The 18,276-nt window shown below is 58.3% G+C and carries 11 protein-coding genes and 1 tRNA gene; 5 read left to right on the forward strand and 7 right to left on the reverse strand.

Features of this window, described 5'->3' with window-relative positions:
• Window positions 1-69 precede the first annotated feature (69 nt).
• The 3 genes from ACTRWK_RS01230 to acnA form a co-directional block, all read right to left on the reverse strand.
• Entirely contained in the window at window positions 70-4,227 is a 4,158-nt protein-coding gene (locus tag ACTRWK_RS01230) for a translocation/assembly module TamB domain-containing protein (protein ID WP_235183795.1), read from the reverse strand.
• A complete protein-coding gene (locus tag ACTRWK_RS01235) occupies window positions 4,224-6,047 on the reverse strand; it encodes an autotransporter assembly complex protein TamA (RefSeq protein WP_289085337.1) in 1,824 nt (607 codons plus the stop codon). The genes ACTRWK_RS01230 and ACTRWK_RS01235 overlap by 4 nt, the downstream gene beginning before the upstream one ends.
• Before the next feature lie 298 nt (window positions 6,048-6,345).
• Window positions 6,346-9,120: an aconitate hydratase AcnA gene (gene acnA, locus ACTRWK_RS01240; protein WP_037944577.1), complete on the reverse strand. Its 2,775-nt coding sequence runs from the start codon at window positions 9,118-9,120 to the stop codon at window positions 6,346-6,348.
• A 234-nt stretch (window positions 9,121-9,354) separates the two neighbouring features.
• Between acnA and ACTRWK_RS01245 the strand changes: the two genes are divergently transcribed.
• Complete coding sequence (locus ACTRWK_RS01245; RefSeq protein ID WP_037944578.1) at window positions 9,355-10,053, forward strand: DUF1223 domain-containing protein; 699 nt, start codon at window positions 9,355-9,357, stop codon at window positions 10,051-10,053.
• A gap of 28 nt (window positions 10,054-10,081) precedes the next feature.
• On the opposite strand, the gene ACTRWK_RS01250 is transcribed toward ACTRWK_RS01245, so the two are convergent.
• The 3 genes from ACTRWK_RS01250 to purB all read right to left on the reverse strand — a co-directional run bounded on the left by ACTRWK_RS01250 (window position 10,082) and on the right by purB (window position 13,118).
• Window positions 10,082-10,984, reverse strand: a complete 903-nt coding sequence (locus tag ACTRWK_RS01250; protein ID WP_037945065.1) for a lysophospholipid acyltransferase family protein — start codon at window positions 10,982-10,984, stop codon at window positions 10,082-10,084.
• 126 nt (window positions 10,985-11,110) lie between these two features.
• Entirely contained in the window at window positions 11,111-11,635 is a 525-nt protein-coding gene (locus ACTRWK_RS01255) for a tetratricopeptide repeat protein (protein ID WP_074634533.1), read from the reverse strand.
• Between the two features lie 178 nt (window positions 11,636-11,813).
• Window positions 11,814-13,118 (reverse strand): adenylosuccinate lyase, encoded by a 1,305-nt coding sequence (gene purB, locus ACTRWK_RS01260; protein WP_005854277.1) that lies wholly within the window; start codon window positions 13,116-13,118, stop codon window positions 11,814-11,816.
• A gap of 254 nt (window positions 13,119-13,372) precedes the next feature.
• Here purB and ACTRWK_RS01265 point away from each other — a divergent pair, with 254 nt between their 5' ends.
• A complete protein-coding gene (locus ACTRWK_RS01265) occupies window positions 13,373-14,521 on the forward strand; it encodes a trans-sulfuration enzyme family protein (protein ID WP_289081251.1) in 1,149 nt (382 codons plus the stop codon).
• Window positions 14,522-14,589: 68 nt separating this feature from the next.
• Here the strand turns inward: ACTRWK_RS01265 and ACTRWK_RS01270 are convergent.
• Window positions 14,590-14,675 (reverse strand) — tRNA-Leu (locus tag ACTRWK_RS01270).
• Window positions 14,676-14,848: 173 nt separating this feature from the next.
• Here ACTRWK_RS01270 and ACTRWK_RS01275 point away from each other — a divergent pair.
• The 3 genes from ACTRWK_RS01275 to ctaD all read left to right on the forward strand — a co-directional run bounded on the left by ACTRWK_RS01275 (window position 14,849) and on the right by ctaD (window position 18,206).
• Window positions 14,849-15,520 (forward strand): DsbA family oxidoreductase, encoded by a 672-nt coding sequence (locus ACTRWK_RS01275; RefSeq protein ID WP_289081250.1) that lies wholly within the window; start codon window positions 14,849-14,851, stop codon window positions 15,518-15,520.
• Window positions 15,521-15,556: 36 nt separating this feature from the next.
• Complete coding sequence (gene lipB, locus ACTRWK_RS01280) at window positions 15,557-16,234, forward strand: lipoyl(octanoyl) transferase LipB (RefSeq protein WP_289081249.1); 678 nt, start codon at window positions 15,557-15,559, stop codon at window positions 16,232-16,234.
• Window positions 16,235-16,532: 298 nt separating this feature from the next.
• Window positions 16,533-18,206: a cytochrome c oxidase subunit I gene (ctaD, locus tag ACTRWK_RS01285; protein WP_005854284.1), complete on the forward strand. Its 1,674-nt coding sequence runs from the start codon at window positions 16,533-16,535 to the stop codon at window positions 18,204-18,206.
• The last annotated feature ends 70 nt before the right edge of the window (window positions 18,207-18,276 follow it).

Raw genomic sequence — 18,276 nt, forward strand, 5'->3', positions numbered from 1 at the left:
CCGGCATCGCCGGGACGGGGGCTGGCCCCCATCCTAGCTGAACCGCAGAACAAAGCGCTCAATGGCGGATCAATAATCCTTCTCGAAGAAGATACCGATCCCGGTGTTCCCATCGGACCCGACCGTCCCTTTCGCCGTCAGATTCTTGGTCAGATCAAGGTTGATAGACACATCCGCTGTCCCGTCAGAGGCGGCGGTCACATCGGTGTAGACATTCTCAGAAATGTATTTACCCGCGCGGACAGCCGTGGCACCGCTGTCGGTGGTGGTCACATCCAGATCGTCCAGCCCGAACCCTGTGCGCAGGTTAGAGATCACCCCCGCACCACCGCGTCCGGCAAGTGTCGCCACCGCGCTGGCGAGTTGCAGCGCCTGAAACGCCGAGATTTCAGAGATGTTTCGCCCAAACAGAAGCTGTGCCAGCACCTCGTCCTGCGGTGCATCGGGTGTCGATTCAAAGGAAACCTCGGGCGATGTGGCTTTGCCCTCGATCACGATACGAACCTCGCCTGTGTTGGTGGTCGTCGAGGTTACAAACCTCAGGTAGGGTACCAGATCGCCTTGGAAGCGCACGGCCCCTTCGTCCAGCTCGAACCGTTTGCCAAGAATATCCAGACGACCACGGATCAGGTCGAAGCGACCGGCCGAGATGATGCGATTGGTCGATCCCGTCAGCAACAGGCTACCGCCCAGTTCCGCATCCAGACCACGGCCGCGCACGAAAATCCGCCGTGGCGCATTGATGCGGACGTTCAGGCCAAACCCCGGCCCGCTGTCGCCACTTGCCGCGGGATCCGTGCCCGCGTCGGCACCGGTCAAACCGGCCTTGCGACGGGTCGCCACAACATCTGCTGGCGCGCCGATGAAATCGATCTGTGGAATATCACCGATGCTGGTCATACCGGTTGACGGCACGCTTACCTCGGTCTCGCCCACGTCGATCTGACCGCTGATATTCGCCCCCCCCGAAAGCGGTCCCGCAAGACGCAGGTTGCCATCAAGCGACGTGCGATACAGCGATGGATCGATCAGCACGAGGTTGTTCAATCCGATCTGGATATCGGCGGGCAGTGATCCGGTCAGGGTCACCGCCCCGCCCGCCTTGATCTGCCCCCCGTCCGCGCTGCGCGCAGATAGGTCGATTTGCGCGCGATTATTGGCCAGCCGGATATCCGCTGCGATGTCCTGAAGTGTCACCCGAAGGTTGGGGGCGGACAGCGACGCGTTAGAGGTTTGAATGCTCCCGTTGACCGACCCAAGTGCCGGCGGCCCGTTCACCGTCAAATCGAACCGTGCCTGACCTTGCAAGCTCCGCGGCGCAATGAACGGGGCGGACAGCCCCAATGGCGCGTTCCCGTTCACGTCAAGGTTCAGATTGCCATCGCTGCCCACAAGCCCCGCGATCGTGGCACGGGTGCCCGCTGGTCCGGTGGCGTTCGTATTGACCCGCCAGCCAGCGCTTTCCTGCTGTGCGGTACCGGTCACATTCAGCGGGCCGGACAGTTTTGGCACCACGGCCCCCAGATTGGGGATCGTGACATCATAATTCAGCGCGGGCGCATCCCCCGTGACAACCCCCTGCACAGACGCCCGGGCCGCATAGGGGCCCGTCGCGTTTGTATCTACGGCGATGCCGGCGGGCGTTTGCCGCACCGATCCTTTTGCCGCCAGCGGGCCGGACACGCCCGGCACCAGCGGCTGCACATTTGGCACCGACACGTCAAACGTCAGCGACATATCGGGGCCTGTGGCCAAACCTTCCACCATCGCGCGCGCGCCATATGGGCCTGTCGCGTTGGTATCGACGAAGAACCCCTTTTCCGTCTGACGCACGGTCCCTGTCGCCGCAAGTGGCCCGTTCACCTGCGGCACCACCTCCTGAAGATTCGGGACCGATGCGTCGAAAGAGATATCGACCATAGGTGTTAACATCCCCTGAACGGCAACCTGCGCGGCGTAGGGGCCACTGGCTTTCGCGTCGATCTGGAACCCTTCTTCCAACTGCTTGAGGTTGCCCGACGCCTCTACCGCGCCGGTCACCTGAGGTGCAAAAGCCTCTACCCGCGGGATCGAGGCGCTAAAGTCCAGATCCAGCGGCGTCAGCAGCCCCTGGACCGAGGCGGTCACATCTTCGGGGGCGGAGGCTTTGGTGTCGACCTGCCACCCGTCCGGCGTCTGGCGGAGCACGCCATCCAACGCGATAGGGCCCTCGACCGGCGCGTCGGGCACAAAGTCACGCAGTTCGGGCACATCGGCCGTGAAGTTGAGCACCGCATTCTCGCCCGTTGCCAGCCCTTTGGCGGTCAGCGCGGCACCGTAGGGGCCGTCCGTCACGGCATCGACAGTCCAGCCACGGGTGTCCTGCTCGGCCTCGGCCTTGATCGTGATGGGACCGGAATATTGCGGCAGCACAGTCTCGATATCGTTCAGTTTTGCATCAAATCGCGCTTGCGAATTATTGCTGCGCAGCTCGACGCCACCGCTGGCGGTCAATGCGTCGTTTTCCAGCAGCACGTCACGCACGAAGGTGCCCGTCTCGTCACGCGATGCGCCAAGGCTTAGCGTCGTGTCGCCAGCCAGCAATGCGTCCGCCTGTTCGATCCCCACTTTCAAATCCTGCGTCAGGCCAGAGATATTCAGGTCGAACGTCCCGTCCAGTGGCGTGATCTGCCCCGCGATCTCTACATTCGCGGCCCCGTCCATCTCGCGTCCGGCAAGAGCGGAAAAGCGGCTGATGTCGGTGGCTTCAAGGCGGGCTTTCAACTGGGTAAGAAAGCTATCGGCTGGCCCGCTAATCGTGACATCACCGGTCAGACCATAATCCGCGCCAGAAAGATCAAGCCCCGTGATCTGAACCGGTGTGCCTTCGGTATAGGCGATGGTTGTACGCCCCTTGATGGACTGGCCGACCGCTTCGGAAACCGCGGCGTTGGTCAGCGTCAGCCCGTCAGCCGAGAATGCCAGATCGCCCATGAATTCGCCGACCGACCCTGCCGCACCTTGCAACGTCCCGTTCAACTTCAGTTGTGTCGCGTCAATCGCCAGCGCGTCTGTGGCCAGTTCGGTCACGTCGAACGTCGCGTCAATCGAGTCGCCATCTTGCGCGTTATAGTTCACATCAAGCCCGACGCGCCGCACGTAAGTATCGCCCCCGGCCACTGGCAGCAAAACGCGACTGCCATCGGCGCTGGCGACAGTGCCCGTGATGTCGATCAGGCTGGGCCAGTTGTCGCTGTTCAGCGTGACCTCGCCCTGCAGCTCCGCGGATTGCGCCTTGAGGGCGAAATCGCTGACCTCGACACCGCCTTCAGCCTGTACCAAAGCATCCACGGTCAGCGCGACATCGGGGCCAAAAAATTCGCGGTATTGCGACAGGATCAGCGCGGTCACGTCGCCGTTCAGATCGGCCTGAATACGGCGGTCAGGTGCGGCGCTATCGCCTTGGGCGGCAACGATAACCTGACCGGCAAGCCGTTGTTCCCCGTCGGTCGAAAGGTTGATATCTGTCGCAAAATCCGAAAGCGGCCCCTGCCCCGCAATCACCAGATCGACAGAGGGCTCATCAGGCAGTTTAAGCGTGCGCGAGATGATGCCCTTGGCTTCCTCTGAAAGCGTTACAGCCATGTCCAGCAGGCTGTCATTGCGGTCCAGATCAGCGGTGATTTTGAACTCGCCCTTCTTGCCATCGGTGCGCGCGGCCAGAATATCGACCGTCGCCGTGTCGTCATTCAACAGCGCCGTGGCTTGAACCGTCAGTGTGGCCGCTTCGCCCAGAATTGGCGCGCCCAGATTGATCTCGTCGACCGAAAAGTCAGCCACGTCGATGGCGACGGGCAGATCGGGGATCGCCGGAAAGGTAAAGGGTTTCGCCTCGGGATCGGGGAGCGTTTCTTCCTGCGCCACGGGCAATCGCGGAACGCTCAGCCGCTTTGCGGTCAGGGCCTGCACCTCCAGCCGGCCGCGCAACAGTGCGGAGCGGTTCCAGTCCAACTCCACCTCTTCCAGCGTCAGCCAGACCCCTTGATCGTCGGCGATGGTCATCCGGTCGAACCGCGCGCGCGAGCTGAGCGCACCAGCGAAACCGTCAATACTGACCGTGCGGCCCGCGCCGCTGAGAGCGTCTTGGATCGTGCGGGTCAGGAAGCCTTTGTCATCCTCTTGGGCCGAAGCGACAGAGCCGACAAAGATCAGGGCGAAAACCAGAAAGCTGCGCATGAAGTGGATCAAAACGATTGTCCAATACCGATATAAACTTGAAAATTCTCATCTGTTTCGGGGCCTGACACAGGCACCGCGAGGTCCACGCGGATGGGGCCGATGCCCGTGGCATAGCGCAGACCAAGCCCTGCACCTGACTGCCAAGTGCCTGACCCGTCGTAGAATTCCTCGGCACCGATGTAGCCCGCGTCGGCAAAGGCCACGACGCCGATCTTGTCGCGTACCTGCCAACGCGCCTCTGCGGACAGGCCAGCAAAGCTGCGACCGCCTACTGTATCGCCACTGGCCAGATCAACGCCAAGCGATTGGTAGGGTTGCCCGCGCACGGTGCCGCCGCCGCCGGAATAGAACAGATAGTCCGCGGGCGATTCAGCCAGTGTCGGGCCATAGACCGACCCGAGCTGTCCCCGCAGGGCAAAGGTCACGGGCCGCGTGGTGCCAAAGGTTTTATAGCCGCGCACGTCGATGTAGGTGCGCACGCCGTTATCCGACCCCGACAGCGCCACAAAAGGCGTCACGCTGGCCTTGGCGTAGTAGCCATCTTTCGCATCAAGCCGATTGTCGCGGTAATCATGTTCCGCGCTTAGGGGCAGCGTCAGCAACGTATATTTGTTCTCGCCAAAAGCGTCGCGGGTTTCAGCGGTACGCAAACCGACGCCAAGCGTATAGGTCCGTTCCTCGCTGGCGATGCGTTCGATCCCGGCCTCAAGGTCGAGCTGACGCGAGAAATAGTTCACCTCGTCAAGCTGTTCGATCTCGGCCAGCGCGTAGAAATTCGTGTCGGCATTAAAGGTCGCAGGGCGTTCAAAACGGGTGCCAAGGCGATAATCCGTGCCGCCGGAATCGCCGCCGATCCCCGACACCTCCCCTTCGACACGTAGGCTTTCGGCCCCGCCCAGCAGGTTACGGTGCAGCCAGTAGGTGCTGACGCTAAGCCCTTCAAGCGACGACAGTTCCCCGCCGAAACCAAAGCGTCGCTTGGGCGCGTCGGTGATCTGCGCTGTAATCGGCAGAACATCGGGCGCGGTGATCTGTTCGGCCTCGATCATCGCGACAGAGCTGAATGCGCCCGTGCGCCGCAACCGTGTGGCGGCCAGATCAAGTTGCTCTTGTGAATAGACCTCTCCGGTGGGCAGGCCGGCGATTTTGACGATCCGGCGCAGGCGCACATCGCTTTTTCCCTTTACCGTCAACTCTCCGAAACGCAGGCGCGGTCCCGGGCGCAGACGCAGGGTTGCCGCCAGCGTGGCATCGGGCACGCGGGCGGTCAGCTGCTGGTCGGCCAGTTCGGCTTTGGCGTGGCCCTGATCGCGCCAGCCTTCGATACCGGCGGCGACGGCCTCTTTCATGACGCCGAGACTTGCGGTTTCACCTGCGGCGAATTCATCAGGCAGCTCGGTTTCGGGGGCGACTGGGGCGATTTCGGCCTTGGAAAAGCTGAACTTGCGACCGGTTTCGATGTCGATCACAGCGCGGTTGATCTGGCGCGGCGGGGCGACCGGCGCGATGGCAGAGGCGTCTACACCGTCGATGGTAATCTTGATGACGGCAGCAAAATACCCTTCGTCATAGAGCACGGCCAGAAGGCGGGCATAATCGGCCTGCGCGGCGGCCAAAAGCTCTTGCGTGGTGGGGTCTGCATCTTCGTCCGTTTGTTCGCGCAGAAGCGATCCGCCGAGCACCGTCTCGTATAGATCGGAGTCCTTATCGATGCCGGTGATGTCGAGCGTCGCCGCTAGACCCGCCGTGCATCCTCCCCAGACCAAAGCTGCCGCGGCCGTAGACGCCCGCAAGAACTTTGCAAAACTGTCTGATTGAAAATGCCCCATGCGGTGCTCCCTGTACTCATAGAACGACGTGCCGTTGGGTGAGACATAGAGCGCGCGACCGCAACGTCAGCAAACTTGTTTATTATTCCCTTGTGCATAGCGGAAAGCGCCTGCCATCGGCAAACAGTCTGTTGGCCAAAATCGCGATTGTGAACCGCAAAACACATCCGGTTATGTCATTTTACGCAAGCAGGCGGAAGTTTGCCGTGAAAATGGGGACGCGTATGCAAAACGCCCGCCAGGGGGAACCTGACGGGCGTTCTTTTCAAGGCCGTGCGAAACGGCCAGTGGCCGGTGGTTAGGCGGATTTCGCGAGGTTGCGCAGCACGTAGTGCAGAACGCCACCGTGTTCGATGTATTCAATCTCGATCGCGGTATCGATCCGGCATTTGATCATGATCTCTTTGACCGAGCCATCTGCCATTGTGATCGTGCAGGGCACTTCTTGCAGCGGCTTGATGGTGTCCAGACCGCTGATCGAAACGGTTTCCTCGCCGGTCAGGCCCAGGCTCTTGCGGGTGTCGCCGTTGGTGAACTCGAACGGGATAACCCCCATGCCAACCAGGTTGGAGCGGTGGATACGTTCAAAGTTCTCGGCGATGACCGCCTTGACGCCCAGCAACGCCGTGCCTTTGGCCGCCCAGTCACGGGACGAACCCGCGCCGTATTGTTCACCACCGAAGATGACCAGCGGCGTGCCGTTTTCCTGATGCGCCATAGCCGCGTCAAAGATCGAGGTCTGTTCGCCATCGGGGCCTTTGGTATAGCCGCCCTCAACACCGTCCAGCATTTCGTTCTTGATACGGATGTTGGCGAAAGTGCCGCGCATCATGACCTCGTGGTTACCACGACGGCTACCGTACGAGTTGAATTCACGCACAGGCACCTGACGTTCCACCAGATACTGACCCGCTGGCGTGGTTTCCTTGAAGGAACCGGCAGGCGAGATGTGGTCGGTCGTGATCATGTCACCCAGAACGGCAAGCACTTTGGCGTTCTCGATGTTGGTGATCACACCCGGCTCTGGCGACATGCCTTGGAAGTAGGGCGGGTTCTGCACATAGGTCGAGGTTGGTGGCCAGTCATAGGTTTTGGCGTCGGTGGTTTCGACGGACTGCCACTTTTCGTCGCCCTTGAAGACGTCGGCATATTTTTCCTGGAAGGCTTCGCGGGTCACGGTCTGCTCGACCAGATCAGCGACTTCCTTGGATGTTGGCCAGATGTCTTTCAGATAGACGTCGTTGCCGTCCTTGTCCTGACCCAGCGGGCTGTTGGCCAGATCGACGTTCATGTCACCGACCAGCGCGTATGCCACGACCAAGGGAGGCGACGCCAGATAGTTGGCGCGCACGTCAGGCGAAATCCGCCCTTCAAAGTTCCGGTTACCCGAGAGGATCGATGTCCCGATCAGGTCGTAGTCGTTGATCGCCTTGCTGATCGGTGCTTCGAGCGGGCCGGAGTTACCGATACAGGTGGTGCAGCCATACCCGACGAGGTTGAAGCCGATGGCGTCCAGATCCTCTTGCAGGTTTGCGGCCTCAAGATAGGCGGACACAACCTGGCTACCGGGCGCGAGCGACGTCTTGACCCAAGGCTTGCGTGTCAGGCCCAAGGCGCGTGCCTTGCGTGCAACCAGACCGGCACCGATCATCACATAGGGGTTGGACGTGTTGGTGCACGATGTGATCGACGCAATCACGATAGACCCGTCATGCAGCTGGTAGTTGCCATCTTCGGTCTGGACGTAGCCACGCTTGTGGTTGCCCTCGTCGCCGGGGATGTCTTGAGGCTCGGGCTGACCGCCCTCACCTTCCCAACGGACTTCGGCGTTGGCTGTGGTATCTTTACCTTCGCGCACGCCTTTCACGTATTCTGCAAATGCAGTGTGTGCCGAGGTCAGTGCAATGTAGTCTTGCGGACGCTTCGGACCCGAGATCGCAGGCACGATGGTGCCCATGTCGAGCGACAGTGTGTCGGTGTAAACCGGCGCATAGTCATCGCCGCGCCACATGCCGTTTTCCTTGGCATAGGCTTCGACCAGCGCGATGCGGTCTTCATCACGGCCGGTGGTGCGCATGTAACGCAGGGTTTCGGCATCGATCGGGAAGAAGCCACAGGTCGCACCGTATTCGGGGGCCATGTTGGCGATTGTCGCGCGGTCCGCCAGGGGCAGGCTATCAAGGCCAGCACCATAGAATTCAACGAATTTACCAACCACGCCCTTCTCGCGCAGCATTTCGACCACCTTCAGCACCAGATCGGTCCCGGTGGTGCCTTCCATCATGGCACCCGTCAGCTCAAAGCCGATCACCTCGGGGATCAACATCGAAATCGGCTGACCCAGCATCGCGGCTTCGGCCTCGATCCCGCCAACGCCCCAGCCCAGAACGGCCATGCCGTTTACCATTGTGGTGTGGCTGTCGGTCCCGACGAGCGTGTCAGGATATGCGACTTCGACGCCGTCTTGGTCTTTGTCGGTCCAAACGGTCTGCGCCAGATATTCAAGGTTCACCTGGTGGCAGATGCCGGTGCCGGGGGGTACAACGCGGAAGTTGTTAAACGCCTTCTGACCCCATTTCAGGAAGGTATAGCGTTCGATGTTGCGCTCGTATTCGCGGTCAACGTTCATCTGGAACGCGCGCGGGTTGCCGAACTCGTCGATCATGACCGAGTGGTCGATGACAAGATCAACAGGGTTCAGCGGGTTAATCTTGTCGGCATCGCCACCCAAGGCAACCAGCCCGTCGCGCATCGCCGCGAGGTCGACAACTGCGGGAACGCCGGTGAAATCCTGCATCAACACGCGTGCGGGACGGTAAGCGATCTCGCGCGGGTTCTGGCCGCCCTTGGCACCCCATTCGGCGAAGGCCTTGATGTCATCGACGGTGACAGTTTTGCCATCTTCGAAACGCAGCATGTTCTCGAGCACCACCTTAAGCGCGGCTGGCAAATTGGAGAAATCACCCAGACCGGCTTCCTGCGCTGCAGGAATCGAATAATAAGCGATGGATTGGCTGCCCGAAGATAGAGTTTTGCGGGTTTTGGCGGTGTCCTGGCCAACGAAGATGGTCATGGATGGCTCCCTTTATGGGTTAAAAAAGGTCGGTGACTTGGGGCCTAAATGCCTTATTGCGCGGGTCGTTTCAACTGCAAACACGCGCTTCTGGCGCTTTTGTATACCGTTGTGTACTGGACTGAGGCATTTCATACGCAATCCCGTGACGTTACAGCGCCTCAACAAAGGTTGAGTGGTAATTACAACGGGTGCAGTCTACGAATTGTGCATCCAAACCGAAAGTACCCTGCGATGCCCCGCCTGTTTACGTCCCTGATCGCCGCTGGCCTGCTGTCCATAGCGCCCGCCTTTGCTCAGGATCGCCCCGTTGTCGTCGAACTCTATACCTCGCAAGGGTGCTCTTCCTGCCCTCCTGCTGACGAGATGTTTGCCGAGCTGTCCAAAAGGGACGACGTGATCGCGCTGGCGCTGCATGTGGATTATTGGGACTATATCGGCTGGCAAGACCCCTTTGGTGCGCCTGAGCACGCCGAACGCCAGCGCGCCTACGCGCTGACCGGTGGGCGGACGTCGATTTACACGCCCGAGATGATCGTCAACGGCCAGTCCGATGTGGTCGGTGCCAAACCCATGAAGCTGATGGAGGCGATCAACAAGCACAAAGAAGACGCCCCACAGGTCGACCTATCTATCGCACGCGACGGGGAAACCCTGCGCATCAACGCGCATACGGTATCGGGTGCCGCCGGACCGTTTGACGTGCACATGTTGCGCTATCACCCGATGGCGGTCACGCAGGTCAAACGCGGCGAAAACGCGGGCCACACGTTCGAGAATTATAACATCGTCGAAGGCTGGCAGACGGTTGATCAGTGGGACGGGCAAGCGCCGCTATCACTCTCTGCCGCCATCACCGGCGATATGCCGGTGGTTGTGCTGGTGCAGCGCAGCAACGCGGGGCCGATCGTGGCAGCGGCGCGGATCAAGTAGTCACTCAAAACACCTAGATGTTTAGGCATTAATTGTCGTGGATGCGCCAGCGACGATGGACCCAGAACCATTGCTCGGGATCCGCTTTGACCCGTGCGGTAAGACTGTCATTCAAAGCCTGGGTCATCGTGACAGCATCGCTGTGTGGCACAGGTGCCTCCAGCACCGTGTCGAATGACACCCCATCAGCCTGTCGAATGCCGTAGAACGGGATCAACAGCGCATCATAGCGCAGTGCCAGCTCGGCGGCAGAAAGCGCTGTATTGGCAGGTTGCCCCAAGAAATCGAGCGCCGGCGCGCCAAAGACGTGTTGATCAAACAGCAGTACCAGCTGCCCGCCCTCTTTTAGATGCCGTACGAAACCCGCCGTGCCGCGTCGGCCTTGCGGGAAGACAGGGCCGCCGAAAGCCTCCATCGTTTGGACATAGTGCGCGTTGAAATAGGGGTTCTTCATGTTGCGGTAGAGCCCGCCAATGTCATACCCCCGCGCCACAAGACAGGCACGCATCGCTTCGTAGTTGCCATAGTGGCCCGTCACCAGAATGACCGGTTTGCCTTGTTCTGCCGCTTTTTCCAGCGCCGCGACGCCTGCGCCGGTCGGCGTATTCTTTGCCATACGCTTGGGGAAGTCGCGCGCCGAATAGTTTTCGATAAAGCTGCGCCCCACGTTATTAAGGCACCTTGAAGCAATTTCTGCGCGCCGTTCTTGCGGCATCTGCGGCCAAATCATCGCAAGATTTTCAAGCGCCCGCGCCCGATATCCCGCTACCGGCCCGATCACATGTTGAACAACCCAGCCGACGAAGGCTATGCGCGTTTTATAGGGCAGCACCAAGGCCAGTCGAATAAGGCCGACGATAAAGGCATTGGTCAGGTAGTGCCCTGCACGTCGGCTAAATCGAACGTTCTTGGGATATTTGGGACTGGCCATGCGCATCTGCCTGCAAGGAAAAGCGCCCTTAAGGGGCGGGGCCTGCCGTTCATACCGCGCAGGGCCCCGCGCAACAAGCGTGTTTCACCCAGGCGGCAATGCGCCACCGGATGCAACAGCGGCTGGTTAATAGCTAAACGTTTGACCGGTTGCGATCGCTGTCCGCAAGGAGGTTTCGGCCCATGTCCCTGCCCCGCCATGCGCACGAATGGCACGAAGTTCGGCCAAAGCTTCGGGGATATCGCCCTGTTCTACCAAAGCTTGCCCGCGATAGGACCGCGCGAGAACATTCGCAGGGTTGGCTGCCAGCGCACGCGCATAGAACGCCATTCCGCCAGCTTGGTCGCCCATTTTGCGCGTCGTGAACCCCATGTAGGTCAAGCGACGATCGTCGTGCTCAGGCATAGCGGCAAGTACGATCTGCGCATCCGAATATTCCCCTGCATAGGCCAGTTCACGAACAGTTTGATAAAGGTCATCCGGTGTTAACCGGCTATCCTTTGCATCGATACAGGTCTTTGACTTCTTGTCATACACCTGCCCGTCTTCGCATTTCACAACGGGCTTGGGTGGGGACGTATCATTGGAGCCAGCGGCAAAGGCCGCGAAAGGAATAGCCAATGACAGGATGGACGCAAACACAACACGCATACTCAAACACTCCTGAACTAAATACACGGCTGATGTTAGACGATCCACGCCATAGGTAAAGCACTAGGTTCAAACCTACCGTCTCGATGTAGCGCGAGATAGGGCATTAATACGTAGTTTTTGAATCAAAAAGGCTGCACCGCCGTCAAGCGATGCAGCCCAAATACCTGCGCGTGTATCAGTCCTTGAAGACGCGCTTAAAGATCGTATCAACATGTTTGGTGTGGTAGCCCAGATCGAATTTTTCTTCGATCTCTTCTGCACTTAGTGCGGCCAGAACCTCTTCGTCAGCCAGCAGCTCGGTCTTGAAATCCTTGCCGTCTTCCCAGACCTTCATGGCGTTGCGCTGAACCAGCTTGTAGCTGTCTTCGCGGCTCACGCCGGCCTGAGTGAGCGCGAGCAAGACACGTTGCGACATCACAAGACCGCTAAACTTGTTCATATTTGCGAGCATGTTGTCAGGATAAATCAGCATATTGTCGATGACGCCGGTCAAACGGTGCAGCGCGAAGTCAAGGGTGATGGTGGTGTCGGGGCCGATCGCACGCTCAACGCTGGAGTGGGAGATATCGCGTTCATGCCACATGGTGACGTTTTCCATCGCTGGAATCACAGCCATGCGAATTGTACGGGCCAAGCCGGTCAGGTTCTCGGTCAGCACAGGGTTTTTCTTGTGCGGCATCGCCGAAGACCCCTTCTGACCCGCCGAGAAAAACTCCGCCCCTTCCAAGACTTCGGTCCGTTGCATGTGCCGCACTTCGGTCGCAACGTTCTCGATAGAGCTGGCAATCACACCAAGCGCTGCGAAGAATGCCGCGTGACGGTCTCGGGGGATGATCTGCGTGCTCACGGGTTCGGGCGACAGGCCCAGCTTTTCGCAGACATGTTCCTCGACCCGCGGATCGATATTCGCAAATGTCCCCACGGCACCGGAAATCGCACCCGTAGCAATCTCGGAGCGTGCTGTCTTCAGCCGCGTCAGGTTGCGGTCCATCTCTGCATAAAAGCGCGCAAAGGTAAGGCCCATTGTTGTGGGTTCAGCGTGGATCCCGTGGCTGCGCCCGACGCGCACAGTATTTTTATGTTCCATGGCACGGCGTTTCAGCGCGGCCAGCAGCAAGCCCATGTCTTCGATCAGAATATCAGCTGCGCGGGTTAATTGCACGTTAAAGCAGGTGTCCAATACGTCAGAAGAGGTCATCCCCTGATGCACAAAACGCGCCTCGTCGCTCCCTACATGTTCGGCCAAATGGGTCAAAAACGCGATAACGTCATGTTTTGTAACGGCTTCAATCTCGTCAATCCGCGCGACATCAAACTCGACATCTTTGGCTTTCCAAACCGCCTCCGCATTCTCGCGCGGGATCACCCCAAGGTCGGCCATGGCGTCACAGGCATGCGCCTCGATCTCGTACCAGATGCGGAACTTGGTTTCGGGGGACCAGATCGCAACCATCTCGGGGCGGGAATAACGGGGAATCATGTGGTGATACCTTTGTTTTGGGGTGTTTTGATGTACGCGCGGGATAGACCGCGGGGGGGTAAAGAACAAGTCTGAACCCTTGCGCCACCAAGGCAGGGACGCTTGCTGCCTCGCCCATAGGCGCCTCCGGCGGGAGTTTTCAGAGCAAAATGAAGAAGGGGCGGGTTTGTCCCATTCTGGTCTGGCAGTTTACCTTCGGACAGGCAAAGGTGCCGCAAATTGAATATATTACGCCATTAGGGAATCGCTAAGAAATGTCTGATACGTCTCGCTTAAGCCCCGCTACGATTGCTGCCCAAGCAGCGGGAGCGGTTGATGCGCAAACCGGCGGGGTGGTCCCGGCGCTGCCTATGGCCACGACCTATCTGCGGGATGAAGCATACCAACCGCTGCGTGCAGACAACATCTATCTGCGCGATCAGAGCGATATTGTACGCGTTGCAGAAAAAGTGCTCTCTCAACTGGAGGGGGCGAAAGAATCGCTGCTGTTCCCGTCAGGCATGGCAGCGCTTGCCGCCGTCTTCCGTACCGTCCCAAATGGCGGGCGCGTGCTGGTGCAAAGCCAGATTTACTGGGGCACCACCAAGTGGATTCGGGATTTCTGCACCCGGCGTGACATTGAGCTGCGAGAGGTCGAAGCCTCTGACATGGCGGCGTTTGCCGCCGCCTGCGAGAGCTTTAGACCAACCTTGGCGCTCATCGAAACGCCATCAAACCCGTGGCTTCGCGTGGTCGATATCCAAGCTGCGGCTGATGCGGTGCATAGCGCGGGTGGGCTGCTTGTGGTGGATAGCACGGCCGCGACGCCGATTCTGCAACAGCCGCTTAAACACGGTGCCGACGTTGTAATGCATTCTGCCACAAAGGGCATTAATGGACATTCGGATGTATTGGCGGGCGTTCTGGCGACCAATGACGTCACGGGCCGCGTGTGGGAAGATATCAAAGCGGACCGGCATGATGCAGGCGCGGTTATCGGCCCGTTTGAAGCATGGTTACTGGTCCGCGGGATGCGCACCCTGCCCCTGCGCGCCAAGCAAATGTCGTTCAACGCCATGGAATTAGCAAAGTTTTTGCAAAATCACCCGAAAATCGAAGAGGTTCTCTATCCGGGTCTTGCGTCACATACGGGCCACGATTTGGCGACGCGGCAAATGTCAGGAGGATTTGGGTCGCTTTTGTCTTGCATTGTAAAGGGTGGCGGCGCAGCGGCGCTGGAGGTTGTCGGTAAGCTGGAAGTTTTCCATCGCGCAACGTCTTTGGGCGGGGTCGAAAGCCTTGTTGAACACCGCCACACGATCGAACCCCACACCGGAATTCCCGAAGGGTTGCTGCGTTTATCTGTGGGGATTGAAGATATCGAAGATCTAAAACGCGACTTGAGCCAAGCGCTTGATGCATAAAGATACTTCGGGGCGCTCGCGCCCCGGGACCTCATGTCTTTCGAAGATGATTTGAAGGATACAACAAGTGGTGCGGTCGGAGAGACTCGAACTCTCACGGGTGTTACCCCACAGCGACCTCAACGCTGCGCGTCTACCATTCCGCCACGACCGCACGCCATGGTTGGTGAGGGTCGTTTAGACAAACTCTTTCACAAAGTGAAGAGCAAAATTGCGCAGATTAAGTCGTTGTTCAGATTCGTGTGATTTATCATTCAATCGGGCGGGGTGGCTTGAAAAACAGTGCGAAGACGTAAACTTAAAGGAGGATATGAATCGAGGAACAATATGACCCAAGCGCCCATAGATCCCCCTGCCGTGCAGATCGACATCGTTTCTGACGTGATGTGCCCTTGGTGTATTGTCGGGTACCGCCAGCTAGAGCAGGCGTTAGCCGCCTTGAATATCGGCGCGTTCATCCGCTGGCACCCTTTCGAGCTCAACCCCCAAATGGGCCCCGAAGGACAGAACCTGACCGAACATATTGCCGAAAAATATGGTGCATCGCCTGAGCAATCGGCGCAAAACCGTGCGCATCTTGTGCAGCTTGGCACCGAACTTGGAATCGACTTCAATTTCAACGCCGATAGCCGCATCGTCAACAGCTTTGCTGCACACCAATTGCTGGACTGGGCTCAAGATCAGAACCTGCAGCACCCACTTAAGCTTGCGTTGTTTGAAGCACATTTTACGAAGGGATTGGATGTTTCAGACCATAGTGTCCTCGTTGATGTCGCTGCAGATGTCGGATTGGATCGTAGTTCTGCGCAGGGCGTTCTCGACAGCGGCAGCCATGTAGAACGTGTTCGCGAACGCCAGTCGGTTTGGACATCGCAGGGAATTTCTGGCGTGCCTTCAATGATCTTCGCGGGCAAATACCTTGTGACCGGTGCGCAGGGTGTCGATAATTATGTGCAAATTATCCAAAAAGTAATTCAAGAGGTAAGCGCCGCGGAATGACTGTTTCGTTTACCTCGGCTCAACGGTGCGCACAGAATGGTTGAATGGATCACCTCCAAGGGGCTTGTCGATTACCGGGAAGCCGAAGCATGGATGGAGGAACGCGCGGCCCTTATCGCCGCGGGAAATGCCGATGAATGCGTCTGGCTTGTAGAGCATGCTCCGCTATATTCTGCCGGCACCTCAGCAAAGTCGGAAGATTTGACCGACCCCACGCGGTTTCCGGTATATGAAACGCGCCGCGGCGGACAGTACACATACCATGGGCCGGGGCAGCGGGTTGTTTATGTGATGCTGGACGTCGGTAAACGCGGCCGGGATGTCAGACGTTTTGTTCAAGACCTTGAACATTGGGTGATCGCGACACTTGCATGCTTTACCATCAAAGGCGAGATCAAGGAGGGGCGCGTCGGCGTCTGGGTGGAACGTCCCGAGAAACCTCTCACGGCGCAGGGCGGCATTCGCGAAGATAAAATCGCGGCGATCGGTATCCGGCTTAGAAAATGGGTCAGCTTTCACGGAATCAGCATAAATGTTGATCCAAATCTTGAGCATTTTTCCGGGATCGTCCCCTGTGGGATCCAAGAACATGGCGTTACGTCTTTGGTAGACCTTGGCCTGCCAGTTACGATGGAAGACGTTGATATCGCCCTGAAAGCGCAGTTCGACACGGTTTTCCCTCCGCTGTCTGAATACGCGCCCAAAGACGGATAATGTACCTCGCCGCTCAAACGTTTCACTGCGCCTGTGCTATTTCCGCCGCGGCTTTACGGTTTCTTCATCGCTAGAGGCGTATGTCATCCAGCATGATGAGCACTTCTGACACCTCCTACCCCCGTGACTACAAGGCTGTGCGCATCCGACACAGTTTGATAAATGATCTGTCTTTTTTCGTGCCCTGCGTCAAAGGCGGCCATTGCCCATATTGGCAAGCCGCACTAGAACGAACCTTAATTCAATGCGCGCCCCCTGTCGGGGCGTGAGTTGACAACCCAATCTCAGGAGGCACCGCATGGCAGACGCAGCCATTCACGGGCAAGACCATCACGACGAGCGCGGATTTTTCACGCGCTGGTTCATGTCCACAAACCACAAAGACATCGGGCTATTGTACCTGATCGTTTCGGCCCTCGTTGGCTTCATCTCTGTATGTTTCACCATATATATGCGCTTGGAGCTTATGCACCCAGGCGTGCAATATATGTGTATGGAAGGCGCGCGGTTTATCGCTGATAGCGCAGCGACCTGTACGCCAAACGGCCACCTTTGGAACGTTCTGATTACCGCGCACGGCATCTTGATGATGTTCTTCGTGGTTATCCCCGCTTTGTTCGGTGGTTTCGGCAACTATCTGATGCCATTGCAAATTGGCGCGCCTGACATGGCGTTCCCGCGGATGAACAACCTCTCTTTCTGGCTGTATGTCGGCGGCACAACGCTTGCAGTCTGCTCCGTGCTGACACCCGGCGGCAGCGGCCAGCTTGGGTCAGGTGTGGGCTGGGTTCTCTATCCGCCGCTCTCTGTTCGTGAAGGCGGTATGTCGATGGATTTCGCGATTTTCGCTGTGCACGTCTCCGGCGCATCGTCGATCCTAGGTGCGATCAACATGATCACAACATTCCTCAACATGCGCGCCCCTGGCATGACGTTGTTCAAAGTGCCGCTGTTCAGCTGGTCCATCTTTGTTACAAGCTGGTTGATCCTTCTTTCCCTGCCCGTTTTGGCCGGTGCCATCACCATGCTTTTGATGGATCGCAACTTCGGATTCGCATTCTTTGACCCAGCAGGCGGTGGTGATCCGGTTCTGTATCAGCACATTCTGTGGTTTTTTGGTCACCCCGAAGTGTATATCATTATTCTTCCAGGCTTCGGCATCATCAGCCACGTCATCGCGACCTTCAGCCGCAAACCTATCTTCGGGTATCTTCCGATGGTTTGGGCGATCATCGCGATTGGCGCATTGGGCTTCGTCGTTTGGGCGCACCACATGTACACCGTTGGTATGTCTCTGAACCAACAAGCTTACTTCATGTTGGCCACCATGGTAATCGCGGTGCCGACGGGCGTTAAGGTATTCAGCTGGATTGCGACCATGTGGGGTGGTTCGGTTGAATTCAAAACACCTATGCTGTGGGCCTTCGGCTTCCTGTTTCTTTTCACCGTTGGCGGTGTGACAGGTATCGTTCTCTCGCAGGCAGCTGTGGACCGCTACTACCACGACACATACTATGTGGTTGCGCACTTCCACTATGTGATGAGCCTTGGTGCCGTCTTCGCGATCTTCGCCGGTATCTATTTCTACCTGCCAAAGTTCACGGGCCGCATGTATCCCGAATGGGCTGGCAAGCTGCACTTCTGGGCGATGTTCATTGGCGCGAACCTGACGTTCTTTCCACAGCACTTCCTGGGCCGTCAGGGCATGCCACGTCGCTATATCGATTACCCTGATGCGTTTGCATATTGGAACCTGTGGTCGTCGATCGGCGCGTTCCTCAGCTTTGCGTCCTTTATCTTCTTCTTCGGTGTTATGTTCTACACGTTGACACGTGGGGCCCGCAGCCCAGCTGCGAACCCTTGGAACGAATATGCGGACACTCTGGAATGGACGCTGGCAAGCCCCCCACCAGAGCATACGTTCGAAATTCTTCCCAAGCAGGAAGAATGGGACAAACAGCCTAGCCACTAAGCTAGCACACCATTGAAATGAGAGGCTCCAACGGCGGTTGGGGCCTTTTTTCGTTCTAACCGGGCTCTCG

This window comes from Sulfitobacter sp. G5_S2_6_S6, assembly GCF_054968505.1.